The 24345-nt window shown below is 70.0% G+C and carries 22 protein-coding genes; all 22 read left to right on the plus strand.

What is annotated here, in order from left to right:
- Positions 1-46 precede the first annotated feature (46 nt).
- The 22 genes from ACIGAQ_RS23560 to ACIGAQ_RS23665 all read left to right on the plus strand — a co-directional run bounded on the left by ACIGAQ_RS23560 (position 47) and on the right by ACIGAQ_RS23665 (position 24265).
- Positions 47-1339, plus strand: a complete 1293-nt coding sequence (locus tag ACIGAQ_RS23560) for a homoserine dehydrogenase (protein WP_311679376.1) — start codon at positions 47-49, stop codon at positions 1337-1339.
- A 6-nt stretch (positions 1340-1345) separates the two neighbouring features.
- Positions 1346-2404, plus strand: a complete 1059-nt coding sequence (thrC, locus tag ACIGAQ_RS23565; RefSeq protein ID WP_399785721.1) for a threonine synthase — start codon at positions 1346-1348, stop codon at positions 2402-2404.
- A 361-nt stretch (positions 2405-2765) separates the two neighbouring features.
- Positions 2766-3695, plus strand: a complete 930-nt coding sequence (gene thrB / locus ACIGAQ_RS23570) for a homoserine kinase (protein ID WP_311679374.1) — start codon at positions 2766-2768, stop codon at positions 3693-3695.
- A gap of 402 nt (positions 3696-4097) precedes the next feature.
- Positions 4098-6146: a transcription termination factor Rho gene (gene rho, locus ACIGAQ_RS23575; RefSeq protein WP_399785725.1), complete on the plus strand. Its 2049-nt coding sequence runs from the start codon at positions 4098-4100 to the stop codon at positions 6144-6146.
- Between the two features lie 124 nt (positions 6147-6270).
- Positions 6271-8067 (plus strand): trypsin-like serine protease, encoded by a 1797-nt coding sequence (locus ACIGAQ_RS23580; RefSeq protein ID WP_399785930.1) that lies wholly within the window; start codon positions 6271-6273, stop codon positions 8065-8067.
- Positions 8068-8274: 207 nt separating this feature from the next.
- Complete coding sequence (locus ACIGAQ_RS23585; RefSeq protein ID WP_399785728.1) at positions 8275-9411, plus strand: LCP family protein; 1137 nt, start codon at positions 8275-8277, stop codon at positions 9409-9411.
- A 186-nt stretch (positions 9412-9597) separates the two neighbouring features.
- Positions 9598-9819, plus strand: coding sequence for a 50S ribosomal protein L31 (rpmE, locus tag ACIGAQ_RS23590; protein ID WP_003992975.1), 222 nt, complete (start codon positions 9598-9600; stop codon positions 9817-9819).
- A 109-nt stretch (positions 9820-9928) separates the two neighbouring features.
- Positions 9929-11005 (plus strand): peptide chain release factor 1, encoded by a 1077-nt coding sequence (gene prfA / locus ACIGAQ_RS23595; protein ID WP_311679371.1) that lies wholly within the window; start codon positions 9929-9931, stop codon positions 11003-11005.
- 121 nt (positions 11006-11126) lie between these two features.
- Entirely contained in the window at positions 11127-11972 is an 846-nt protein-coding gene (prmC, locus tag ACIGAQ_RS23600) for a peptide chain release factor N(5)-glutamine methyltransferase (protein WP_094055922.1), read from the plus strand.
- Between the two features lie 88 nt (positions 11973-12060).
- Positions 12061-12708 carry an L-threonylcarbamoyladenylate synthase gene (locus ACIGAQ_RS23605; protein ID WP_311679370.1) on the plus strand — a complete coding sequence of 216 codons (648 nt, stop codon included), beginning with the start codon at positions 12061-12063 and terminating at the stop codon, positions 12706-12708.
- Positions 12705-13382 carry a protein-tyrosine-phosphatase gene (locus ACIGAQ_RS23610; protein WP_311679369.1) on the plus strand — a complete coding sequence of 226 codons (678 nt, stop codon included), beginning with the start codon at positions 12705-12707 and terminating at the stop codon, positions 13380-13382. The genes ACIGAQ_RS23605 and ACIGAQ_RS23610 overlap by 4 nt, the downstream gene beginning before the upstream one ends.
- A 68-nt stretch (positions 13383-13450) precedes the next feature.
- A complete protein-coding gene (gene glyA / locus ACIGAQ_RS23615) occupies positions 13451-14689 on the plus strand; it encodes a serine hydroxymethyltransferase (RefSeq protein WP_311679368.1) in 1239 nt (412 codons plus the stop codon).
- Between the two features lie 129 nt (positions 14690-14818).
- Positions 14819-16165, plus strand: coding sequence for an MraY family glycosyltransferase (locus ACIGAQ_RS23620; protein ID WP_311679367.1), 1347 nt, complete (start codon positions 14819-14821; stop codon positions 16163-16165).
- A gap of 298 nt (positions 16166-16463) precedes the next feature.
- The gene (locus ACIGAQ_RS23625) at positions 16464-16901 is read left to right on the plus strand and encodes a hypothetical protein (RefSeq protein ID WP_086852631.1); all 438 of its coding nucleotides are present in this window, start codon (positions 16464-16466) and stop codon (positions 16899-16901) included.
- A gap of 273 nt (positions 16902-17174) precedes the next feature.
- Positions 17175-17942: a F0F1 ATP synthase subunit A gene (gene atpB / locus ACIGAQ_RS23630; protein ID WP_094055975.1), complete on the plus strand. Its 768-nt coding sequence runs from the start codon at positions 17175-17177 to the stop codon at positions 17940-17942.
- A 78-nt stretch (positions 17943-18020) separates the two neighbouring features.
- Positions 18021-18257 carry an ATP synthase subunit C gene (locus tag ACIGAQ_RS23635; protein WP_010040161.1) on the plus strand — a complete coding sequence of 79 codons (237 nt, stop codon included), beginning with the start codon at positions 18021-18023 and terminating at the stop codon, positions 18255-18257.
- Between the two features lie 39 nt (positions 18258-18296).
- Positions 18297-18845 carry a F0F1 ATP synthase subunit B gene (locus tag ACIGAQ_RS23640; RefSeq protein WP_031117488.1) on the plus strand — a complete coding sequence of 183 codons (549 nt, stop codon included), beginning with the start codon at positions 18297-18299 and terminating at the stop codon, positions 18843-18845.
- Positions 18842-19657 (plus strand): F0F1 ATP synthase subunit delta, encoded by an 816-nt coding sequence (locus tag ACIGAQ_RS23645; RefSeq protein ID WP_311679366.1) that lies wholly within the window; start codon positions 18842-18844, stop codon positions 19655-19657. Before ACIGAQ_RS23640 ends, ACIGAQ_RS23645 begins: the two co-directional genes overlap by 4 nt.
- A gap of 124 nt (positions 19658-19781) precedes the next feature.
- Positions 19782-21371: a F0F1 ATP synthase subunit alpha gene (gene atpA / locus ACIGAQ_RS23650; RefSeq protein WP_311679365.1), complete on the plus strand. Its 1590-nt coding sequence runs from the start codon at positions 19782-19784 to the stop codon at positions 21369-21371.
- Between the two features lie 20 nt (positions 21372-21391).
- Positions 21392-22306, plus strand: coding sequence for a F0F1 ATP synthase subunit gamma (locus ACIGAQ_RS23655; protein ID WP_094055915.1), 915 nt, complete (start codon positions 21392-21394; stop codon positions 22304-22306).
- A gap of 3 nt (positions 22307-22309) precedes the next feature.
- Complete coding sequence (gene atpD / locus ACIGAQ_RS23660) at positions 22310-23758, plus strand: F0F1 ATP synthase subunit beta (RefSeq protein WP_311679364.1); 1449 nt, start codon at positions 22310-22312, stop codon at positions 23756-23758.
- A 129-nt stretch (positions 23759-23887) separates the two neighbouring features.
- Complete coding sequence (locus ACIGAQ_RS23665; protein ID WP_094055913.1) at positions 23888-24265, plus strand: F0F1 ATP synthase subunit epsilon; 378 nt, start codon at positions 23888-23890, stop codon at positions 24263-24265.
- Positions 24266-24345 lie beyond the last annotated feature (80 nt).

The raw sequence follows: 24345 nt of genomic DNA on the forward strand, positions 1-24345 counted from the left end.
GGTGAGACTGGTTGCACCGCAGACGGTAATGAGGAAACGAGGTCGGATGATGCGTACGCGTCCGCTGAAGGTGGCGCTGCTGGGCTGTGGAGTGGTCGGCTCAGAGGTGGCGCGCATCATGACGACGCACGCCGACGACCTCACGGCCCGGATCGGGGCCCCCGTGGAGCTGGCCGGTGTCGCCGTCCGCCGGCCCGACCGGGTACGCGAGGGCATCGACCCCGCGCTCGTCACCACGGACGCCACCGCCCTGGTCAAGCGCGGGGACATCGACGTCGTGGTGGAGGTGATCGGCGGCATCGAGCCGGCCCGCTCCCTCATCACCACCGCCTTCGAGCACGGCGCCTCCGTCGTCTCCGCCAACAAGGCGCTGCTCGCCCAGGACGGCGCCGCGCTGCACGCCGCCGCCGGGGAGCACGGCAAGGACCTCTACTACGAGGCCGCCGTCGCCGGCGCCATCCCGCTGATCCGGCCGCTGCGCGAGTCCCTCGCCGGCGACAAGATCAACCGGGTGATGGGCATCGTCAACGGCACGACCAACTTCATCCTCGACAAGATGGACTCCACCGGCGCCGGGTACCAGGAGGCCCTCGACGAGGCCACCGCCCTGGGGTACGCCGAGGCGGACCCGACGGCCGACGTCGAGGGCTTCGACGCCGCCGCGAAGGCCGCCATCCTCGCCGGGATCGCCTTCCACACGCGCGTGCGCCTCGACGACGTCTACCGCGAGGGCATGACCGAGGTGACCGCCGCGGACTTCGCGTCCGCGAAGGAGATGGGCTGCACCATCAAGCTGCTCGCCATCTGCGAGCGGGCCGCGGACGGGGCGTCGGTCACCGCGCGCGTGCACCCGGCGATGATCCCGCTGAGCCACCCGCTGGCCTCCGTGCGCGGCGCCTACAACGCCGTGTTCGTCGAGTCCGACGCCGCCGGGCAGCTCATGTTCTACGGCCCCGGAGCGGGCGGTTCCCCCACGGCCTCCGCCGTGCTCGGCGACCTCGTCGCCGTCTGCCGCAACCGCATCGGCGGCGCGACCGGACCGGGTGAGTCCGCGTACGCCGCCCTCCCCGTGTCCCCGATGGGCGACGTCGTCACGCGCTACCACATCAGCCTCGACGTGGCCGACAAACCGGGTGTTCTCGCCCAGGTCGCGACCGTCTTCGCCGAGCACGGAGTCTCGATCGATACGGTTCGCCAGCAGGGGAAGGACGGCGAGGCGTCCCTCGTCGTCGTCACGCACCGCGCGTCCGACGCCGCCCTCACCGGGACCGTCGAGGCGCTGCGCAAGCTCGACACCGTGCGTGGTGTCGCCAGCATCATGCGGGTTGAAGGAGAGTAACCAGCAATGACCCACCAGTGGCGCGGAATCATCGAGGAGTACCGGGACCGGCTGCCGGTATCCGACAGCACGCCGGTCGTGACGCTCCGCGAGGGCGGCACGCCGCTCGTGCCCGCGCAGGTGCTCTCCGAGCGCACGGGCTGCGAGGTCCACCTCAAGGTGGAGGGCGCGAACCCCACCGGTTCCTTCAAGGACCGCGGCATGACCATGGCCATCACGCGGGCCAAGGAGGAGGGCGCGCAGGCCGTCATCTGCGCCTCCACCGGCAACACCTCGGCCTCCGCCGCCGCCTACGCCGTGCGCGCCGGGATGGTCTGCGCCGTGCTGGTGCCGCAGGGCAAGATCGCGCTCGGCAAGATGGGCCAGGCCCTCGTCCACGGCGCGAAGATCCTCCAGGTCGACGGCAACTTCGACGACTGCCTCACGCTCGCGCGCGGCCTGAGCGACAACTACCCCGTGGCGCTGGTCAACTCCGTCAACCCGGTGCGCATCGAGGGTCAGAAGACGGCCGCCTTCGAGATCGTGGACATGCTCGGCGACGCGCCCGACATCCACGTCCTGCCGGTGGGCAACGCGGGCAACATCACGGCCTATTGGAAGGGTTACCGGGAGTACGCCGCCGACGGCGCCGCCACGAGGACCCCGCGCATGTGGGGGTTCCAGGCTTCCGGTTCCGCGCCCATCGTGCGGGGCGAGGTCGTCAAGGACCCCTCGACCGTCGCCACCGCGATCCGCATCGGCAACCCGGCCTCGTGGCAGTACGCGCTCGCCGCGCGGGACGAGTCGGGCGGCGCCATCGACGAGGTGACGGACCGTGAGATCCTGCGCGCCTACCGGCTGTTGGCCGCACAGGAGGGCGTCTTCGTCGAGCCGGCGTCCGCCGCGTCCGTCGCCGGTCTGCTCAAGGCCGCCGAGCAGGGCAAGGTCGACCCGGGTCAGCGCATCGTCTGCACGGTCACCGGCAACGGGCTGAAGGACCCCGACTGGGCCGTCGCCGGTGCCCCGCAGCCGGTCACCGTCCCCGTCGACGCGGCGGCGGCGGCGGAGCGCCTGGGTCTCGCCTGAGGGCGCTCGGACCGGGGCTGACGTGCGCCGACGCTCCGAGCGCCGGTGTCACGCCCGACATGTTCCGGCGTAAGACGGCGCCGGGCCGGGGAGATTCCCTACGGGGGGTGCACAGGGGGCTTACGACACGCATCGTGCGCCTCCTGTGCGCCCTATGTCGCCACAGAACCTTCCTTCGATAGGCTGTACTGAACCCGCCCGCCGCATATGCCTCCGCAGGAGCGCGGTGCCGCGCCGTCTCCGCGGCCGGGACAGCGGCCGGTCCCACCGGCCGGCAGCGGCCCCCCGGGTTCTCGTACGCCATCGAATGTCCATCGAACGTCATTCGACAATCACGCAGCTCAAGGAGAGTCATCGAGCGATGGCCGGTCCAGCGTTCCGCGCCGCCGCCGTCCGGGTGCGCGTCCCCGCCACCAGCGCCAACCTCGGCCCGGGTTTCGACGCCCTCGGCCTCGCGCTGGGCTTGTACGACGACGTGGTCGTCCGGGTGGCCGACTCCGGGCTGCACATCGACATCGCGGGTGAGGGCAGCGAGACGCTCCCGCGCGACGAGCAGCACCTTCTCGTGCGGTCCCTGCGCACCGCCTTCGACCTGCTGGGCGGACAGCCCCGCGGCCTGGAGATCGTCTGTGCCAACCGCATTCCGCACGGCCGTGGCCTGGGCTCCTCCTCGGCCGCCATCTGCGCCGGAATCGTCGCCGCCCGCGCCGTGACCATAGGCGCCGAGGCCAGGCTCGACGACACGGCGCTGCTGGAGCTCGCCACGGAGATCGAGGGACACCCCGACAATGTCGCCGCGTGTCTCCTCGGCGGTTTCACGCTCTCCTGGATGGAGGGGGGCGCCGCCCGCGCGATCAGGATGGACCCCGCCGATTCCATCGTTCCGGTGGTTTTCGTTCCCGGAAAGCCGGTACTGACCGAGACGGCGCGCGGCCTGCTCCCGCGCACCGTCCCGCACGTCGACGCCGCCACCAACGCGGGCCGGGCCGCCCTGCTCGTCGAGGCGCTGACGCGGCGTCCCGAGCTGCTGCTGCCCGCCACCGAGGACCGTCTGCACCAGGAGTACCGCGCCCCGGCCATGCCGGAGAGCGCCGCACTGGTGGAGCGGCTGCGGGGCGACGGCGTCCCCGCGGTCATCTCCGGCGCCGGACCCACGGTCATGGCGCTGGCCGACGCGGACACCGCCGACAAGGTCGAGGCCCTGGCGGGTGCCGACTGGGCCGCCAACCGGCTGAGTCTCGACGCGCACGGCGCGAGCGTGCTGCCGCTGGCGACCGCCGGTGACATCTGAAAGCGCGCTGTTGCCGGATTTCGAGAGGGGGAATGTTTGTTGGATCCGGTAGTGTTAACCTCAAGTCTGCACCCGACCCCACCATGGCGAGGTGCCTCGTGTCCCCGTCCGGGACAGACATTCTTCCGGGAGCCCCCCAAGCCGCACTGTGTTCCGTACGTCGGACCGTACGCCGTACAAGGACACTGAGCGGCGCACAGGGCACGCTCCGGAACCGGTGCGACCACGCCACGTGACACTGACACTGGGTGCCACGGCTCAAGGAAGCGCCATCACCAGATTCCTCCGCCGCTTAGGCGGACCACCGCCCCGGCACGGTTCACACCACACGGACCGAAGCCGGACAGCACAACCGGTCGCCGAGCCAGACAGGCCGACGTCCGCTCCAGGGAAGGACCCTTCGTGAGCGACACCACCGATCTGATGGGCGCACGTGTCGAGGAGACCGCTGCCGCGCCCGCCACGGACGCCTCCGCGCCTGCCACCGGTGCCGGCTCCCGGCGGCGCCGCGGTACCGGCCTCGAGGGCATGGTGCTGGCCGAGCTGCAGCAGGTCGCATCCGGCCTCGGCATCAGGGGCACCGCGCGCATGCGCAAGAGCCAGCTGATCGAGGTCATCAAGGAGGCGCAGGCGTCCGGCGGCGCCGCTCCGGCCGCGAAGGCCGACGCCACCGCCGACACCAAGCCCAAGCGACGCGCCACCTCGCGGACCCGTACGGGCGACAACGGCGACAAGGCCGAGCAGAAGGCCGACGCGAAGGAGGCCCCCGAGGCCCCCGCGGAGAAGGCCGAGAAGGCCACGGCCCAGCAGCAGATCGAGATCCCCGGGCAGCCGGCGTCTGACGACGCTCCCTCCGAGCGCCGCCGTCGCCGCGCCACCGCCGAGGCCGGATCCCCCGCTTCCGCTCCGGAGACGGTCGCCGCCGAGGCGAAGAACGAGCCCAGGGCCGAGACGCCGGCGCAGCAGCAGTCCCAGGGCAACCAGGGCAACGACGCCAAGTCCGACGCCGACGGCGGCGAGGGCCGTCGCCGCGACCGTCGTGACCGCGACCGCGACCGCGACCGTGACCGGGACCGCGGCGGGCGTGACCGCGACCGCCGCGGCGGCAAGGGCGACGACCAGCAGGGCGGCGGCCGCCAGGACCGCGGCCAGCAGCAGAACCAGCAGGGCGGCGGCGGCCGTCAGGACCGCGGCCAGCAGGACGACGACGACTTCGAGGGCGGCCGGCGCGGCCGTCGCGGGCGCTACCGCGACCGCCGGGGCCGTCGCGGCCGCGACGACATGGCCACCGAGCCGCAGATCAACGAGGACGACGTCCTGATCCCCGTCGCGGGCATCCTCGACATCCTCGACAACTACGCGTTCATCCGGACCTCCGGCTACCTGCCCGGCCCGAACGACGTGTACGTCTCCCTCGCCCAGGTCCGCAAGAACGGCCTGCGCAAGGGCGACCACATCACCGGTGCGGTCCGCCAGCCGAAGGAAGGCGAGCGACGCGAGAAGTTCAACGCGCTGGTGCGCCTCGACTCCGTCAACGGCATGGCCCCCGAACACGGCCGCGGCCGCCCGGAGTTCAACAAGCTCACCCCGCTGTACCCGCAGGACCGCCTCCGTCTGGAGACGGACCCGGGCGTGCTCACCACCCGCATCATCGACCTCGTGTCGCCGATCGGTAAGGGCCAGCGCGGTCTGATCGTGGCCCCGCCGAAGACCGGCAAGACCATGATCATGCAGGCGATCGCCAATGCGATCACGCACAACAACCCCGAGTGCCACCTGATGGTCGTCCTCGTCGACGAGCGTCCGGAAGAGGTCACCGACATGCAGCGGTCGGTGAAGGGCGAGGTCATCTCCTCGACCTTCGACCGCCCGGCGGAGGACCACACCACGGTCGCCGAGCTCGCCATCGAGCGCGCCAAGCGCCTGGTGGAGCTGGGTCACGACGTGGTCGTGCTGCTCGACTCGATCACGCGTCTGGGCCGTGCGTACAACCTCGCCGCGCCCGCCTCCGGCCGCATCCTGTCCGGTGGTGTCGACTCGACCGCCCTGTACCCGCCGAAGCGGTTCTTCGGTGCCGCGCGCAACATCGAGGACGGCGGCTCGCTGACCATCCTCGCCACCGCGCTCGTCGACACCGGCTCCCGCATGGACGAGGTGATCTTCGAGGAGTTCAAGGGCACCGGCAACATGGAGCTCAAGCTCGACCGGAAGCTCGCCGACAAGCGCATCTTCCCGGCGGTGGACGTCGACGCGTCCGGCACCCGCAAGGAGGAGATCCTGCTCGGCAACGAGGAGCTCGCGGTCGTCTGGAAGCTGCGCCGGGTGCTGCACGCGCTCGACCAGCAGCAGGCCATCGAGCTGCTCCTCGACAAGATGAAGCAGACGAAGTCGAACGTCGAGTTCCTGATGCAGATCCAGAAGACGACGCCGACGCCGGGCAACGGCGACTGAGGCAGTCACCGCGCACAGGGCCGCTCCCCGCGAGGGGGGCGGCCCTTTGTGATGTTCATGTACAGGTAGGATCACGCTCTCTTCGAACCTGTGATCCCGAGGGGGGACATTCGTGGGTAGATCCATGCCCGGGGGCGGCCGGCACAGACGCCGGATACGTATCGCACTGCCCGTCGCCGCGGCCGGTGTGGCCGCCGCCGTGGCCGCCGCGCTGCTGACGACGTCGGCCGGCGCGGCCACCCCGCTGCCGCAGCCCGCCGTCAAGCCCGCCGTGGCCGGCTCGCCGTCGCTCGCCGAACTGGAGCAGCGCGTCGCGGGCGCCATGGCCGGCGACGACGTCGCCGGCCGGACGAGCAAGACCTCGCTCAGCGCGGGCTCCGTCACCGGCAGCGTCGACGCGAAGATCATCGGTGGCAGCCAGACCACCATCACCTCGGCGCCGTGGATGGCCCAGCTCCACTACTACGACGACCGGGGCACCTCCAGCACCGGCGACGACATCGGCTTCTTCTGCGGAGGCGCCGTCGTCGCGCCGACGAAGATCCTCACCGCCGCGCACTGCGTCAAGGGCTACGACTGGCACGGCAACGGCGCCATCGTCACCGGCACCTCCCAGCTCCCCTCGGCGGACGGCACCGACCTGCACGGCGGCACCGTCACCGGCGTCTGGCGGCAGTGGAGCCACCCGTCGTACAGCGCGACGACCATCGACAACGACATCGCGGTGCTCACCCTGCCCGTCCCGGTCAAGGCCACGCCGATCCGCATGACGACGTCCGGTGACACCACCTCGTACGCGACCGGCACCAGCGCCAAGGTCTATGGCTGGGGCCGCACCAGCTCCACCAGCGACGACATCTCCGAGACTCTGAAGACGGCCACGCTGCCCATCCAGTCCGACGCGACCTGCTCGGCCGCGTACGGCGCGGACTTCGTCAAGGGCCACATGGTCTGCGCGGGCAAGCCCGCCTCCGGCAGTGACAGCGGCACCACCACCGCCTGCAACGGCGACTCCGGCGGCCCCCTGGTCGTCAACAACCGGATCGTCGGTGTCGTGTCCTGGGGCGTGACCGACTGCGTCGCCAAGGGCGCCTACAGCGTCTTCAGCAAGGTCAGCACCTACGTCGGCGCCACCTACCCGCGGGTCGACGACACCAACATCAACGGCGACCACCGGGCCGACGTGTGGGTGCGCAACGCCTCCACCAAGACCGGCTACTCCAAGAACTCCAACGGCACCTCCCTGGCCGCCCGCGAGTCCTGGGGCAACTGGAACGGCGTCAACGTCGTCCTGCAGACCGACCTCGACCGCGACGGCTACCAGGACCTGGTCTACCGGGTCAGCTCCACGGGCGACGTCTACTGGACCCACTACGTGATCTCCAGCGGCACCTGGGCCACCAAGCAGATCGCCGACAACTGGGCGAGCCGCACCCGCATCATCACCCCCGGTGACGTCACCGGCGACTACCTGCCCGACCTGCTCTCGGTCGACTCCGCCGGCGCCATGTGGATCTACCCCGGCAAGGGCAACGGCACCTTCGCCCCGCGCGTGAAGGTCGGCACCGGCTGGAACCAGTACAACTCCGTGCGCGGCAAGGGCGACTTCACCGGCGACGGCAAGACCGACCTGATCGCCCGCAGCAAGACCGGCGGCACGATCTACCTGTACAAGGGCACCGGCAAGTCCGGCACCGGGGCGTTCTCCGGCCGCGTCAAGGTGCGCACCTGGAGCAGCACCACGTACAACGCCTTCGACGCCATCGGTGACATGACCGGCGACGGCAAGGCCGACTTCCTGGCCCGCACCCCCGGCGGCACGCTCTACCTGTACGCGGGCACCGGCAAGGCGACCAGCGAGATCTTCGCCACAAGGAAGTCCGTCGCCACCGACTTCAAGCAGTACGACATCTTCGGCTGAAACAGCAGGTGAGCCGGTTCCCTCCGGCCCCACCGGCCCCACACTGTGCCCACCGCCGCACGCGGTGGGCACAGTCCGTTGTGCAACCCTTTCCCGGGTTTCCCCGTCTGACCAGGCGGAGCGACGATGGTGCGAGGAAGGGTTCCGGCCGGCCACGCCTGGCACTGACCGCAGGGGGTAACCGACCGTAGACGAGCTGAGGAGCACATGGCTGCCGAGAGCACGCCGGATCCGGGTATACCGGGCGAGACCGGCACCAAGGGATCGCGTCACCGCGGAAAGGGCCGCCGCCGCGCCCCCCGCAAGCGCCACAAGGGCCTGATCGTCACGGCGTGGACCGCCGCGGGCATCGTCGTCCTGGGCGGCGCCGGCATGGGCTACGTGTACTTCAAGCTCAACGGCAACCTCAAGAGCGTCGACATCGACCAGGCCCTCGGCACCGACCGCCCCCAGGCGGCCGACAACGGCTCCGAGAACATCCTGGTCCTCGGCTCGGACACGCGCTCCGGCAGCAACAAGAAGCTCGGCGGCGGCACCGACGACGGCAGCGCCCGCTCCGACACGGCGATGATCGTCCACCTCTACAAGGGCCACAAGAAGGCCAGCGTGGTCTCCATCCCGCGCGACACCCTCATCGACCGGCCCGCCTGCACGGACACCCAGGGCAACGAGCACCCGGCCGCGCGCAACGCGATGTTCAACTCCGCGTACTCCACCGGCGGCGCCGCCTGCGCCGTGAAGACCGTCGAGTCCATCACCGACCTGCGCATGGACCACTACCTGGAGGTCGACTTCGCCGGCTTCCAGAAGCTCATCGACGACCTCGGCGGCGTCGAGATCACCACGACCAAGAGCATCGACGACCCCGACAGCCACCTGAAGCTGAAGGCCGGCACCCACAGACTCGACGGCGAGCAGGCCCTCGGCCTGGTCCGCACCCGGCACGGCGTGGGCGACGGCTCCGACCTCGGCCGCATCCAGCTCCAGCAGGCCTTCATCAAGGCCCTGGTCAGTCAGGTCAAGGACGTCGGCGTCTTCACCAACCCCAAGAAGCTGCTCGACCTCGCGGAGACCGCGACCAAGACGGTGACGACCGACTCCGACCTCGGCTCGGTCAACAAGCTCGCCTCCTTCGCCGGCGGCCTGCGGGGCATCAGCCCGTCCCACATGCACATGGTGACGATGCCGGTCGTCTACGACCCCGCCGACCCCAACCGCGTCCTCCTCCAGGAGAAGAAGGCCGACCAGATCTGGAGGGCCCTGGCGAACGACCGGCCGATCCCGGAGAGCGCGACGAAGGACACGGCGACCGGCGAGGCCAAGGGCGTCGTGAACGCCCCCTGAGGGGCACGTCCCCAGGGGGCGCGGGGAACTGCGCGAACGCCCCCACCGGCCCGCGGGGAATAGATCACCGCAACCCCCGGTTTTGGGGGATGGCCCCAGTCCTGGCAGACTGGTACGTCGGCTCCGGTTCACGCCCCCGCACCCCGCGGCGGCGACCCGGCGCCCTCCCGAAACCTAGGAGACACCTTGAAGCGCGACATCCACCCCGAGTACGTCGAGACGCAGGTCAGCTGCACCTGCGGCGCGTCGTTCACCACGCGCAGCACCATCGAGTCCGGCACCATCCGGGCCGACGTGTGCTCCGAGTGCCACCCGTTCTACACGGGCAAGCAGAAGATCCTCGACACCGGTGGCCGTGTGGCCCGCTTCGAGGCCCGCTTCGGCAAGGCCGCCGGCTCCAAGAAGTAGCGAGCCCCATTTCGCCGGTCCACGGCAGTGCCCCCACCGAGGGGCGCGCCGGGACCGGCGTTTTTGGTCGCCCGCCCCTTCACCCCCGTCCGTACACAGGAGCCCCAAGATGTTCGAGGCCGTCGAGGAACTCGTCGCCGAGCACGCCGACCTGGAGAAGAAGCTCGCCGACCCGTCGGTCCACGCCGACCAGGCCAACGCGCGCAAGCTGAACAAGCGGTACGCCGAGCTCACCCCGATCGTCGCGACGTACCGCTCCTGGAAGCAGACGGGCGACGACATCGAGACCGCGCGCGAATTCGCCGCCGACGACCCCGATTTCGCGGCCGAGGTCAAGGAGCTGGAGAAGCAGCAGGAGGAGCTGACGGAGAAGCTGCGCCTCCTCCTCGTCCCGCGCGACCCCAGCGACGACAAGGACGTCATCCTCGAGATCAAGGCGGGCGCCGGCGGCGACGAGTCCGCTCTCTTCGCGGGCGACCTGCTGCGCATGTACCTGCGCTACGCCGAGCGCGTCGGCTGGAAGACCGAGATCATCGACGCCACCGAGTCCGAGCTGGGCGGCTACAAGGACGTCCAGGTCGCCGTGAAGACCAAGGGCGGCCAGGGCGCCACCGAGCCCGGACAGGGCGTGTGGGCCCGGCTGAAGTACGAGGGCGGCGTGCACCGCGTGCAGCGCGTGCCCGCGACCGAGTCCCAGGGCCGCATCCACACCTCCGCGGCCGGTGTGCTCGTCACGCCCGAGGCGGAGGAGGTCGACGTCGAGATCAACCCCAACGACCTGCGCATCGACGTCTACCGGTCCTCCGGTCCCGGCGGGCAGTCCGTCAACACCACCGACTCCGCCGTGCGCATCACGCACCTGCCGACCGGAGTCGTCGCCTCCTGCCAGAACGAGAAGAGCCAGCTGCAGAACAAGGAGCAGGCACTGCGTATCCTGCGCTCCAGGCTGCTCGCAGCGGCGCAGGAGGAAGCGGAGCGGGAGGCCGCCGACGCCCGCCGCAGCCAGGTCCGCACGGTCGACCGCTCCGAGAAGATCCGCACGTACAACTTCCCGGAGAACCGCATCTCGGACCACCGCGTCGGCTTCAAGGCGTACAACCTGGACCAGGTCCTGGACGGCGACCTCGACGCGGTCATCCAGGCCTGCGTCGACGCGGACTCGGCGGCGAAGCTGGCGGCTGCGTAGGGGGTGTCTCATGGGCCGGGCCGGAGGAGAGGTGCGGTACCTGGTTAGCTGAGACGCCGCGACCCCGGCTCGACCCATGAGACACCCCTGAGGCACGAACGAGCACACTCGGAGGACTTGCGTGAACCTGCTGCTCGCGGAGGTGGCCCAGGCCACCCAGCGGCTCGCCGACGCCGGCGTGCCCTCGCCGCGTACCGACGCGGAGGAACTCGCCGCGTTCGTGCACGGCGTCAAGCGCGGCGAGCTGCACACCGTCAAGGACTCCGACTTCGACGCCCGGTACTGGGAGGTCATCGCCCGCCGTGAGGCCCGCGAACCGCTCCAGCACATCACCGGTCACGCCTACTTCCGGTACCTGGAACTCCAGGTCGGCCCCGGGGTGTTCGTGCCGCGGCCCGAGACCGAGTCCGTGGTCGGCTGGGCCATAGACGCCGTACGGGCCATGGACGTCGTCGAGCCGTGCATCGTCGACCTGTGCACCGGCTCCGGCGCCATCGCGCTCGCCCTGGCCCAGGAGGTCCCGCGCTCGCGCGTGTACGCCGTGGAGCTGTCCGAGGACGCCCTGCGGTGGACCCGCAAGAACGTGGAGGGGTCCAGGGTCGAGCTGCGCCAGGGCGACGCCCTGACGGCCTTCCCGGACCTCGACGGCCAGGTCGACCTGGTCATCTCCAACCCGCCGTACATCCCGCTCACGGAGTGGGAGTACGTCGCTCCCGAGGCGCGGGACTACGACCCCGACCTGGCCCTCTTCTCCGGTGAGGACGGCCTGGACCTCATCCGGGGCCTGGAGCGGACCGCGCACCGGCTGCTGCGCCCCGGCGGCGTGGTGGTCGTGGAGCACGCCGACACCCAGGGCGGCCAGGTGCCGTGGATCTTCGCCGAGGACCGCGGCTGGACCGACGCGGCCGACCACCCCGACCTGAACAACCGCCCCCGCTTCGCCACGGCCCGCAAGGCACTGCCGTGAGCACCGGGGCCACCCCGCGGTCCTCGCGGATCCCGCGCACCGCGCGGACTTCATCCCAGCAGCACGTGTACGAGGAGGCCAGCTAAAGATGGCACGGCGATACGACACCAACGACGCGACCGACCGAGTCACCGGTCTGCGTGAGGCAGCGTCCGCCGTCCGCCGTGGCGAACTCGTGGTGCTGCCGACGGACACGGTGTACGGCATCGGCGCCGACGCGTTCTCCTCGGAGGCGGTCACCGACCTGCTCCAGGCCAAGGGCCGCGGGCGCAACATGCCCACCCCCGTCCTCATCGGCTCCCCGAACACCCTGCACGGACTCGTCACGGACTTCTCGGAGCTGGCCTGGGAGCTCGTCGACGCCTTCTGGCCGGGCGCCCTGACCCTCGTCGCCAAGCACCAGCCGTCCCTGCAGTGGGACCTCGGCGACACCCGGGGCACGGTCGCCGTGCGCATGCCGCTGCACCCCGTCGCCATCGAGCTGCTCACCGAGGTCGGCCCCATGGCCGTGTCCTCCGCCAACCTCACCGGCCACCCGGCGCCGGAGAACTGCGACGCGGCGCAGGAGATGCTCGGCGACTCCGTCTCCGTCTACCTCGACGGCGGCCCGACGCCCGGCAACGTGCCCTCGTCGATCGTCGACGTGACCCGTGAGGTGCCGCTGCTGCTGCGCGCCGGCGCGCTCTCGGCGGACGAGCTGAGGAAGGTCGTACCCGACCTCGAGGTGGCGAATTGACGGCCCCTGAGGGGCGTGGCATAGGCAACGGGGACAGCGCGGCGGAGATCACGACGACCTTCGTGGGACTGCCGCGCGACAGCTTCCGCATCCTCCACGTCAGCACCGGCAACGTGTGCCGCTCGCCCATCACCGAGCGGCTGACCCGCCATTTCGTGCAGGAGCGGCTGGGCATCCTGGGCGGCGGCCTGATCGTGGAGAGCGCGGGCACCTGGGGTCACGAGGGCGCGCCCATGGAGGCCCACGCGGAGACCGTCCTGGCCGACTTCGGCGCGGACGCCTCCGGCTTCACCGGGCGCGAGCTCCTCGACGAGCACGTGATCCGCGCCGACCTGGTGCTGACCGCCACCCGGGACCACCGCGCGCAGGTCATCTCGATGGGCCACTCGGCGGGCCTGCGGACCTTCACGCTCAAGGAGTTCACCCGCCTGGTCAAGGCCATCGACCCGGCGACCCTGCCGCCCCTGGAGGAGGGCGTGGTGGGTCGCGCCCGCGCCCTGGTCCGCGCCGCGGCGGCGCTACGCGGGTGGCTGCTGGCCCCGAACGCCGAGGCGGACGAGGTCTACGACCCGTACGGCGCGCCCCTGACGTTCTTCCGGTCCATCGGGGACGAGATACACCAGGCCCTCGACCCGGTCGTCACGGCGCTCACCGGCGTCCCCGCACGGACGTAACGGCCGAGCGCCCCGGGGGCCCCGGGCCTACATTGGTCGTACGTCACCGTCGACGCCCGGAGCCCACCATGACGGTCACCCCTGCCATCGAGGCCGACGTCCTGCGCCGCCAGGACCCCGAGCTCGCCGACGTCCTGCTCGGCGAGCGGGAGCGGCAGGCGACGACGCTGCAGCTGATCGCCGCCGAGAACTTCTGCTCCCCGGCCGTGCTGGCCGCCCTCGGCTCACCGCTCGCCAACAAGTACGCCGAGGGCTACCCGGGGGCACGGCACCACGGCGGCTGCGAGATCGTGGACATCGCCGAACGCCTCGCCGTCGACCGCGCCAGGGCCCTGTTCGGCGCCGACCACGCCAACGTCCAGTCCCACTCGGGCTCTTCGGCGGTGCTGGCCGCCTACGCCGCCCTGCTGCGCCCGGGGGACACCGTCCTCGCCCTGGGCCTGCCGCACGGCGGCCACCTCACGCACGGCTCCCCGGCGAACTTCTCCGGCCGCTGGTTCGACTTCGTCGGCTACGGCGTGGAGGCCGAGTCCGGGCTCGTCGACCACGAGCAGGTGCGCACCCTGGCCCGCACGCGCCGGCCCAAGGCGATCGTGTGCGGTTCGATCGCCTACCCCCGGCACTTCGACTACGCGTTCTTCCGCGAGGTCGCCGACGAGGTGGGCGCCTACCTCATCGCGGACGCCGCGCACCCGATGGGTCTGGTGGCCGGGGGAGCGGCGCCCAGCCCGGTGCCGTACGCGGACATCGTCTGCGGCACCACCCACAAGGTGCTGCGGGGTCCGCGCGGCGGCCTGATCCTGTGCCGGGCGGACCTGGCCGAACGGGTCGACCGGGCCGTGTTCCCTTTCACCCAGGGCGGCGCGCAGATGCACACCGTCGCCGCCAAGGCCGTCGCGTTCGGCGAGGCGGCAACACCGGCGTTCGCCGCGTACGCCCATCAGGTGGTGGCGAATGCGCGGGTGCTGGCGGCCCGGCTGGCCGCCGAGGGCCTGGCCGTCACCACCGGGGGCACGGACACCCACCTGATCACTGCCGACCCGGCCCCGCTCGGCGTCGACGGGCGCACCGCACGCGGCCGTCTCGCCGCCGCCGGCCTGGTCCTGGACTGCTGCGCCCTGCCGCACGGCGACGTCCGGGGCCTGCGGCTCGGGACGGCCGCGATCACCACGCAGGGCATGGGCGAGGCGGAGATGGCCCGGATCGCCAAGCTGCTCGCCGGAGTGCTCCGGGGTGTGACGGAACCGTCCGGAGCCCGTGAAGAAGTGCGGGAGCTGGCCGGTGCGTTTCCGCCGTATCCCCGCTGAGCGGGGGTGAGCGCACCCGGGTGCACAGCCACTCGTGCAACCATCGTCGCTACCCGGAAGTCCCCACCCATATGCGCGCATCGCTAGGGTGTGGAGCTGAGATGGCCTGCGAGACCTGTGGGGAAGCCCGTGCGTGAATACCTGCTGACGCTCTGCATCACGGCCGCGGTGACGTATCTGCTGACAGGGCCGGTACGGAAGTTCGCGATCGTGGCCGGGGCGATGCCGGAGATCCGGGCACGTGACGTGCACCGGGAACCCACTCCGCGGCTCGGCGGTATCGCGATGTTCTTCGGCCTGTGCGCGGGCCTGCTGGTCGCCGACCACCTGACCAACCTCAACCAGGTCTTCGAGACGTCGAACGAACCGCGGGCGCTGCTGTCCGGGGCGGCCCTGATCTGGCTGATCGGTGTCCTGGACGACAAGTTCGAGATCGACGCCCTGATCAAGCTGGGCGGCCAGATGATCGCCGCCGGCGTGATGGTCGTGCAGGGTCTGACGATCCTGTGGCTGCCCATCCCGGGTGTCGGCTCGGTGGCGCTCACTCAGTGGCAGGGCACCCTGCTGACGGTCGCGCTGGTCGTCATCACCATCAACGCGGTCAACTTCGTCGACGGTCTGGACGGCCTCGCGGCCGGCATGGTCTGCATCGCGGCCACCGCGTTCTTCCTGTACGCCTACCGCATCTGGTACTCGTACGGCATCGAGGCCGCCGCCCCGGCCACGCTCTTCTCGGCGATCCTGATGGGCATGTGCCTGGGCTTCCTGCCGCACAACATGCACCCGGCGCGGATCTTCATGGGCGACTCGGGCTCGATGCTGATCGGCCTGGTCCTGGCGGCCGGCGCGATCTCGGTCACCGGCCAGGTCGACCCGGACGCGCTGAACCTGTACGTCGGCTCCGAGAAGGAGGCCGTGCACCAGACGGTCCCCGTCTACATCCCGCTGCTGCTGCCGCTGACGATCATCGCGGTGCCGGCCGCCGACCTGATCCTGGCGATCGTGCGCCGCACCTGGCGCGGTCAGTCGCCGTTCGCCGCCGACCGCGGCCACCTGCACCACCGACTGCTGGAGATCGGCCACTCGCACAGCCGCGCGGTGCTGATCATGTACTTCTGGTCCGCGCTCATCGCCTTCGGCGCACTCGCCTACTCGGTCAACTCGGCGTCCATGTGGATCGTGCTGGGGGTGGTGTTCCTCAGCGCGATCGGACTGGTCCTGCTGCTGCTGCCGCGCTTCACGCCGCGCACCCCGCGCTGGATGGAGCGGTTCGTGCCGCCGCGTTACCGGCGCCGCGGCGCGGTCACCGCCCTCGCGCCGGAGGCCTCGACCCCGGCGTCCGCGGGGGAGCGGCCCGTCCCGGCCGGAGCCGAGAGCCGCACTCCCGTGGCGTCCGGTGTCGCCGGTGTCAACGGGGCGACCGCGCTCGGCGGCCGTTCCCGGCCCGCCGACCGGCGCAAGGCGGGGACAAGGTAAGAATCTGACTAGAGCATTGCCAAGTCGTGGGGTGCCGATGGGGGTACGAAGCGCCCCAATACCAGACATCTCGGCGGTGTTCACGCTCAGACGCGCACATTCACTCTCATGTGTGAGAGTCCGCACACCTTCAGGTAAAGACTGCATCAAATAGTTTGTGATACGGTTCACGAGAACCCCCCGGATAGAGCCGAAGGACCGCAGTGCGACGGTCCAGCGGTGTGAGGTCTCCACTCAGCCCGGGACTACGCTCGTCCATGACGACACCCCTGCCCCCTGCGAAAGCGGAGTTGCCGCCATGCCGTCCAATGACGCCCGGAACCTTCTGCAGTGCGCTGTGCCCACAGCCGCTGCCGGTGTGGTCGCGGCCGCCGTCAGTGGCGTGGTGGCCGGAGGCAAGGGCGCCGTCGGCGCCGCCGTCGGCGCGCTGCTGGCCATCCTCTTCATGGGGATCGGTCTCTACGTTCTCCAGTGGACGGCAAAAACGCTCCCGCAGTTGTTCCAGGCCATGGGGCTGATGCTCTATGTCGCCCAGCTGCTGCTTCTTCTGATCTTCGTCGCCCTCTTCAAGGACACCTCTCTCTTCAACGCGAAGGCGTTCGCCATCGGGCTCGTCGTCGCGACCGTCGTGTGGATGGCTGCGCAGGCTCGTGCGCACATGAAGGCCAAGATCTTCTACATCGACCCGGACTCCGAGAAGAGCGAGAAGCCCGAGAAGACCGGGTCGTCGTCGTGACGAGTAGGGGCGCGATAAAGGGCAGTACGAACTCCTGCTATCGTCCGGTGCCAACTGCGGCATCGCGGGCGCGGGCATTTGAGCTGACGCCTGCTCGAACGCGAGGCTCGATGCCCCCCAGCCGCCCTCACATCCGTAACACCAGTCCGGTGCCGATCCGCGGCTGCGCGCCGCGCCGACACAACGAGGTTGCCGTACCTATGCGTCACACCGAAGGAGCCCGCGGTGAGTGCTGACCAGACCCAGCTCGCCTTCGACTGGAGCTGTCGGATCATGTCCGACGGGTGTGGTTTTCCGGCACCGGGCCTGCACTCGTTCCTCTTCAAGCCGATCGCCACGGTCGGGGGGTACGAGTTCAACAAGGTGATGCTGCTCGCCATCATCACCACCATCCTCGTCATCGGCTTCTTCTGGGCGGCCTTCGGCAAGGCCAAGGTGGTGCCCGGCAAGCTGCAGATGGTCGGTGAGGCCGGCTACGACTTCGTCCGCCGCGGCATCGTCTACGAGACCCTCGGCAAGAAGGAGGGCGAGAAGTACGTCCCCCTGATGGTCTCGCTGTTCTTCTTCATCTGGATCATGAACATCTGGTCCGTGATCCCGCTGGCGCAGTTCCCGGTGTCGTCGGTCATCGCCTACCCGGCCGTCCTCGCCGCGGTCGTCTACGTGACCTGGGTCTCGCTGACCTTCAAGCGGCACGGCTTCGTCGGGTTCTTCAAGAACATCACCGGCTACGACAAGTCGCTCGGCCCGGTGCTGCCGCTCGTGATGATCATCGAGTTCTTCTCGAACCTGCTCGTCCGGCCGTTCACCCACGCCGTCCGACTGTTCGCGAACATGTTCGCCGGTCACCTGATGCTGGTCATGTTCACCGTCGCCTCCTGGTACCTGCTCAACAGCTGGATGATCCCGGCGGCCGGTATCTCCTTCGTGATGACCATGGCCATGATCGTCTTCGAGCTTTTCGTGCAGGCCGTCCAGGCGTACGTCTTCGTGCTCCTCGCCTGCACGTACATCCAGGGCGCTCTGGCCGAGCACCACTGAGCCCCTCCGCCCCCGCAAATCCCAAGAACGTCCGGTGGCCAACCCCCGCCGGTCCGTGAAAGAGAAGGAAGATTCAGCATGGCTGCCACTGAGACCCTCGCCGCTGTCTCCGGTTCGCTCGGCTCCATCGGCTACGGCCTCTCCGCCATCGGCCCCGGCATCGGCGTCGGCATCATCTTCGGCAACGGCACCCAGGCCCTGGCCCGTCAGCCCGAGGCCGCCGGTCTGATCCGTGCCAACCAGATCCTGGGCTTCGCCTTCTGTGAGGCGCTCGCCCTCATCGGCATCGTTATGCCGTTCGTGTTCGGTCAGTAATTTCCTGCTCACCGACACGTTTCGACGAAAGGCACTGATGTGATCGCCAACCTGGTGCAGCTGGCGGCCGAGGAAGAGCAGAACCCGCTCGTTCCTCCGGGCCCCGAGCTGCTCGTCGGCACCATCGCCTTCGCCATCGTGTTCTTCTTCTTCTGGAAGAAGCTGCTTCCGAACATCAACAAGGTTCTGGAGGAGCGCCGCGCGGCGATCGAAGGCGGTATCGAAGAGGCCGAGACCATGAAGGTCGAGGCCCAGAGCGTCCTTGAGCAGTACAAGGCACAGCTCGCCGAGGCCCGGCACGAGGCCGCGCGTCTGCGCCAGGAGGCGCAGGAGCAGGGTGCCGCCCTCATCGCCGAGATGCGGGCCGAGGGCCAGCGGCAGCGCGAGGAGATCGTCGCCGCCGGTCACGCCCAGATCGAGGCCGACCGCAAGGCCGCCGCGTCCGCGCTGCGCCAGGACGTGGGCAAGCTCGCCACCGACCTGGCCGGCAAGCTCGTCGGGGAGTCCCTGGAGGACCACGCCCGCCAGAGCCGCGTGATCGACCGGTTCCTCGACGAGCTCGAGGAGAAGGCCGAGGCCGGCCGATGAACGGAGCGAGCCGCGAGGCCCTGGCAGCCGCACGAGAGCGTCTCGACGCGCTGACGGACTCCACGTCCGTCGACGCGGGCTCGCTCGCCGACGAGCTGGCCGCCGTCACCGCGCTGCTCGACCGCGAGGTGTCGCTGCGTCGGGTCCTCACCGACCCGGCGCAGGCCGGCGAGGCCAAGGCCGAGCTGGCCCAGCGCCTGCTCGGCGCCCAGGTCAGCGGCCCGGCCGCGGACCTGGTGGCCGGCATGGTGCGCTCCCGCTGGTCGCAGTCGCGCGACCTGGTGGACGCGCTGGAGGAGCTGGCCAACACCGCCGACCTCACCGCCGCGCAGCAGGCCGGCAAGCTCGACGACGTCGAGGACGAGCTCTTCCGGTTCGGCCGGATCGTCTCCGGCAGCACCGAGCTGCGTGCCGCGCTGACCGACCGCAAGGCCACGGCCTCCGCCAAGGGCGGGCTGCTGCGCAGCCTGCTGGGCGGCCGGGCCCAGTCGGCCACCGAGCGTCTGGTGACGCGCCTTGTGACCGCGCCGCGGGGACGTAGCCTGGAGTCGGGACTGGAGTCCCTGTCCAAGCTCGCCGCCGACCGGCGGGACCGCATGGTCGCCACCGTGACCTCGGCGGTGCCGCTGAGCGACCCGCAGAAGCAGCGCCTGGGCGCCGCCCTCGCGAAGCTCTACGGCCGCACGATGCACCTCAACCTGGACGTGGACCCGGAGGTCCTCGGCGGGATCCGGGTGCAGGTCGGCGACGAGGTCATCAACGGCTCCCTCGCGGACCGCATCGAGGACGCCAGCCGCCGGCTCGCCGGCTGAGCAGCAACTCAATAGGCACAACGTACTTACGACGGCCCTGGTTGGGCCGTGCAGAAGAATCCTGGGGGTCGCCCCCAGACCCCCTAAGAAACTTCGGGCCCAACAAGGAGAGCAGGGAACCCAGATGGCGGAGCTCACGATCCGGCCGGAGGAGATCCGGGACGCGCTGGAGAACTTCGTCCAGGCGTACAAGCCGGACGCGGCCTCGCGCGAGGAGGTCGGTACGGTCACCTTTGCCGGCGACGGCATCGCGAAGGTGGAGGGCCTGCCCTCGACCATGGCCAACGAGCTGCTGAAGTTCGAGGACGGCACCCTCGGCCTCGCCCTCAACCTCGAGGAGCGCGAGATCGGTGCCATCGTCCTCGGCGAGTTCAGCGGCGTCGAGGAGGGTCAGCCGGTCTCCCGCACCGGTGAGGTTCTCTCCGTCGCGGTGGGCGAGGGCTACCTCGGCCGCGTGGTGGACCCCCTCGGCAACCCGATCGACGGCCTCGGCGAGATCGAGACCGAAGACCGTCGCGCCCTGGAGCTGCAGGCCCCGGGCGTCATGGTCCGCAAGTCGGTGCACGAGCCGATGGAGACGGGCTACAAGGCCGTCGACGCGATGACCCCGATCGGCCGCGGTCAGCGCCAGCTGATCATCGGTGACCGTCAGACCGGCAAGACCGCCCTGGCCGTCGACACGATCATCAACCAGCGCGACAACTGGCGCACGGGCGACCCGAACAAGCAGGTCCGCTGCATCTACGTCGCCATCGGCCAGAAGGGCTCCACGATCGCCGGTGTGCGCGGCGCTCTGGAGGAGGCCGGCGCGCTGGAGTACACGACCATCGTCGCCGCCCCGGCGTCCGACCCGGCCGGCTTCAAGTACCTGGCGCCGTACACCGGTTCGGCCATCGGCCAGCACTGGATGTACCAGGGCAAGCACGTCCTGATCATCTTCGACGACCTGTCGAAGCAGGCCGACGCCTACCGCGCCGTGTCGCTGCTGCTGCGCCGCCCGCCGGGCCGTGAGGCCTACCCGGGTGACGTCTTCTACCTGCACTCCCGCCTGCTGGAGCGCTGCGCCAAGCTCTCCGACGAGATGGGCGCCGGTTCGATGACCGGTCTGCCGATCGTCGAGACCAAGGCCAACGACGTCTCGGCGTTCATCCCGACCAACGTCATCTCCATCACCGACGGCCAGTGCTTCCTGGAGTCGGACCTGTTCAACGCCGGTCAGCGCCCCGCGCTGAACGTCGGTATCTCCGTCTCCCGAGTCGGTGGTTCCGCGCAGCACAAGGCGATGAAGCAGGTCTCCGGTCGTCTGCGCGTGGACCTCGCCCAGTTCCGCGAGCTGGAGGCGTTCGCCGCCTTCGGTTCCGACCTGGACGCCGCGTCGAAGGCGCAGCTGGAGCGCGGTCAGCGCATGGTCGAGCTGCTGAAGCAGCCGCAGTACCAGCCGATGGCCACCGAGGACCAGGTCGTCTCCGTCTGGGCCGGCACCACCGGCAAGATGGACGACGTCCCCGTCGCCGACATCCGCCGCTTCGAGAAGGAGCTGCTGGACTACCTGCACCGCAAGGAGCAGGGTCTGATGACCTCCATCCGCGAGGGCGGCAAGATGTCCGACGACACCCTGCAGGCCGTCGCCGAGGCCATCGCGGAGTTCAAGAAGCAGTTCGAGACCTCCGACGGCAAGCTGCTCGGCGAGGACGCCCCGGCTGCCGGCAAGTGACGACGGAAGGGACCTGACTCATGGGAGCCCAGCTCCGGGTCTACAAGCGTCGCATCCGATCCGTCACCGCGACCAAGAAGATCACCAAGGCGATGGAGATGATCGCCGCCTCGCGCGTCGTCAAGGCGCAGCGCAAGGTGGCGGCCTCCACCCCGTACGCGACCGAGCTCACCCGGGCGGTCACGGCGGTCGCCACCGGTAGCAACACCAAGCACCCGCTGACGACCGAGCCGGAGAACCCGACCCGCGCCGCGGTCCTGCTCCTCACGAGCGACCGCGGTCTGGCCGGCGCCTTCAACTCCAACGCCATCAAGGCCGCGGAGAAGCTCACGGCGAAGCTGGAGGCCGAGGGCAAGGAGGTCGTCAACTTCATCGTCGGCCGCCGTGGTGTCGCCCACTACAACTTCCGCGAGCGCAAGATCGCGGAGTCGTTCACGGGCTTCACCGACGACCCGTCGTACGCGGACGCCAAGAAGGTCGCGGCACCGCTGATCGAGGCCATCGAGACGGAGACGGCCGAGGGCGGCGTGGACGAGCTCCACATCGTCTACACCGAGTTCGTGTCGATGATGACGCAGACGGCGATCGAGGCGCGGCTGCTGCCGCTCAGCCTCGAAGAGGTCGAGGCGGAGGCCAAGCCCAAGGGCGAGATCCTCCCGCTGTTCGACTTCGAGCCCTCGGCGGAGGACGTCCTGGACGCCCTGCTGCCGCGCTACGTGGAGAGCCGCATCTACAACGCGCTGCTCCAGTCGGCCGCCTCCAAGCACGCCGCCACGCGGCGCGCGATGAAGTCGGCCACCGACAACGCCGGCGAGCTCATCGAGACGCTCACCCGGCTTGCCAACCAGGCCCGCCAGGCCGAAATCACCCAGGAAATCAGCGAGATCGTCGGTGGCGCCAGCGCCCTGGCCGACGCGACCGCGGGGAGTGACTGACAAATGACCACCACTGTTGAGCCGACCGCTCCTGCTGGCGTGGCCACTGGCCGCGTCGCGCGGGTCATCGGCCCGGTCGTCGACGTGGAGTTCCCCGTCGACGCGATGCCGGAGATCTACAACGCCCTGCACGTCGAGGTCGCCGACCCGGCGCTCGCGGGCGAGAAGAAGACGCTGACCCTGGAGGTCGCCCAGCACCTGGGTGACGGTCTGGTCCGCGCCATCTCCATGCAGCCCACGGACGGCCTGGTCCGCCAGGCCCCGGTCGTCGACACCGGTGCGGGCATCACCGTCCCGGTCGGCGACTTCACCAAGGGCAAGGTGTTCAACACCCTCGGTGAGGTGCTGAACAGCGACGAGGTCCACGACGGCGAGCGCTGGTCCATCCACCGCAAGGCCCCCGCGTTCGACCAGCTCGAGTCGAAGACCGAGATGTTCGAGACGGGCCTGAAGGTCGTCGACCTGCTCACCCCGTACGTCAAGGGCGGCAAGATCGGTCTGTTCGGTGGCGCCGGTGTCGGCAAGACCGTGCTGATCCAGGAAATGATCATGCGTGTCGCCAACCTCCACGAGGGCGTCTCCGTCTTCGCGGGCGTCGGTGAGCGCACCCGTGAGGGCAACGACCTCATCGCGGAGATGGAAGAGTCCGGCGTTCTGGACAAGACCGCCCTGGTCTTCGGCCAGATGGACGAGCCCCCGGGCACCCGTCTGCGCGTGGCCCTGGCCGGCCTGACGATGGCGGAGTACTTCCGCGACGTCCAGAAGCAGGACGTGCTGTTCTTCATCGACAACATCTTCCGCTTCACCCAGGCCGGTTCCGAGGTGTCGACCCTGCTCGGCCGTATGCCCTCCGCGGTGGGCTACCAGCCGAACCTGGCCGACGAGATGGGCATCCTCCAGGAGCGCATCACCTCGACCCGTGGTCACTCGATCACCTCGATGCAGGCGATCTACGTCCCCGCGGACGACCTGACCGACCCGGCCCCGGCCACCACCTTCGCCCACCTCGACGCGACGACGGTGCTCTCCCGTCCGATCTCCGAGAAGGGCATCTACCCGGCCGTGGACCCGCTGGACTCGACGTCCCGCATCCTCGACCCGCGGTACATCTCGGCGGACCACTACAACGCCGCGATGCGCGTGAAGAACATCCTGCAGAAGTACAAGGACCTGCAGGACATCATCGCGATCCTCGGTATCGACGAGCTCGGCGAGGAGGACAAGCTCGTCGTCCACCGTGCCCGTCGCGTGGAGCGCTTCCTGTCCCAGAACACCCACGCCGCCAAGCAGTTCACCGGCGTGGACGGTTCGGACGTGCCGCTGGACGAGTCGATCGCCGCGTTCAACGCGATCTGCGACGGCGAGTACGACCACTTCCCGGAGCAGGCGTTCTTCATGTGCGGTGGTCTCGAGGACCTGAAGAAGAACGCGAAGGAGCTCGGCGTCTCCTGAGCCTCGTGCTCGATGTGAGCTCGTGCTCACGGCGGAGGGGGCGGGGAACGTCCCGCCCCCTCTGTCACGCCCCTTAGACTTGTAACCAACACCCGGCACTCCCGCCGGGTGGTGACCCGAGGAGCCACCTTGGCTGCTGAGCTGCACGTCGCGCTGGTCGCGGCCGACCGTGAGGTCTGGTCCGGCCAGGCCACCCTGGTCGTCGCGCGCACCACGTCCGGCGACATCGGCGTCATGCCCGGTCACCAGCCGCTGCTCGGTGTGCTGGAGTCGGGCCCGGTGACCATCCGCACGAGCGACGGCGGGACGGTCGTCGCCGCGGTGCACGGCGGATTCATCTCGTTCGCCGACGACAAGCTCTCGCTGCTGGCGGAAGTCGCCGAGCTGTCGGACGAGATCGACGTCCAGCGCGCCGAGCGGGAGCTGGAGCGCGCGAAGGCGGAGGACGACGCGGAGGCCCAGCGCCGCGCGGACGTCCGTCTGCGGGCTGCGACGGCGGCGCGCTGACCGCGCCCGCCGTGTGAAGTCGTCACTCAGCCGCGGCTGGGTACCGGAGAGATCCGGACCCGGCCGCGGCTGAGGTGGAT

Source organism: Streptomyces sp. NPDC085932 (assembly GCF_044540525.1).
Taxonomy (GTDB): domain Bacteria; phylum Actinomycetota; class Actinomycetes; order Streptomycetales; family Streptomycetaceae; genus Streptomyces; species Streptomyces levis.

Coding starts and splice junctions, on each gene's coding strand:
- prfA (WP_311679371.1), top strand. CDS start 9,929: ATGTTCGAGGCCGTCGAGGAACTCGTCGCCGAGCACGCCGACCTGGAG.
- ACIGAQ_RS23645 (WP_311679366.1), top strand. CDS start 18,842: ATGAACGGAGCGAGCCGCGAGGCCCTGGCAGCCGCACGAGAGCGTCTC.
- ACIGAQ_RS23655 (WP_094055915.1), top strand. CDS start 21,392: ATGGGAGCCCAGCTCCGGGTCTACAAGCGTCGCATCCGATCCGTCACC.
- atpB (WP_094055975.1), top strand. CDS start 17,175: ATGTCCGACGGGTGTGGTTTTCCGGCACCGGGCCTGCACTCGTTCCTC.
- glyA (WP_311679368.1), top strand. CDS start 13,451: ATGACGGTCACCCCTGCCATCGAGGCCGACGTCCTGCGCCGCCAGGAC.
- thrC (WP_399785721.1), top strand. CDS start 1,346: ATGACCCACCAGTGGCGCGGAATCATCGAGGAGTACCGGGACCGGCTG.
- ACIGAQ_RS23635 (WP_010040161.1), top strand. CDS start 18,021: ATGGCTGCCACTGAGACCCTCGCCGCTGTCTCCGGTTCGCTCGGCTCC.
- atpA (WP_311679365.1), top strand. CDS start 19,782: ATGGCGGAGCTCACGATCCGGCCGGAGGAGATCCGGGACGCGCTGGAG.
- ACIGAQ_RS23585 (WP_399785728.1), top strand. CDS start 8,275: ATGGCTGCCGAGAGCACGCCGGATCCGGGTATACCGGGCGAGACCGGC.
- ACIGAQ_RS23605 (WP_311679370.1), top strand. CDS start 12,061: ATGGCACGGCGATACGACACCAACGACGCGACCGACCGAGTCACCGGT.
- ACIGAQ_RS23580 (WP_399785930.1), top strand. CDS start 6,271: ATGCCCGGGGGCGGCCGGCACAGACGCCGGATACGTATCGCACTGCCC.
- ACIGAQ_RS23560 (WP_311679376.1), top strand. CDS start 47: ATGATGCGTACGCGTCCGCTGAAGGTGGCGCTGCTGGGCTGTGGAGTG.
- atpD (WP_311679364.1), top strand. CDS start 22,310: ATGACCACCACTGTTGAGCCGACCGCTCCTGCTGGCGTGGCCACTGGC.
- thrB (WP_311679374.1), top strand. CDS start 2,766: ATGGCCGGTCCAGCGTTCCGCGCCGCCGCCGTCCGGGTGCGCGTCCCC.
- ACIGAQ_RS23625 (WP_086852631.1), top strand. CDS start 16,464: ATGCCGTCCAATGACGCCCGGAACCTTCTGCAGTGCGCTGTGCCCACA.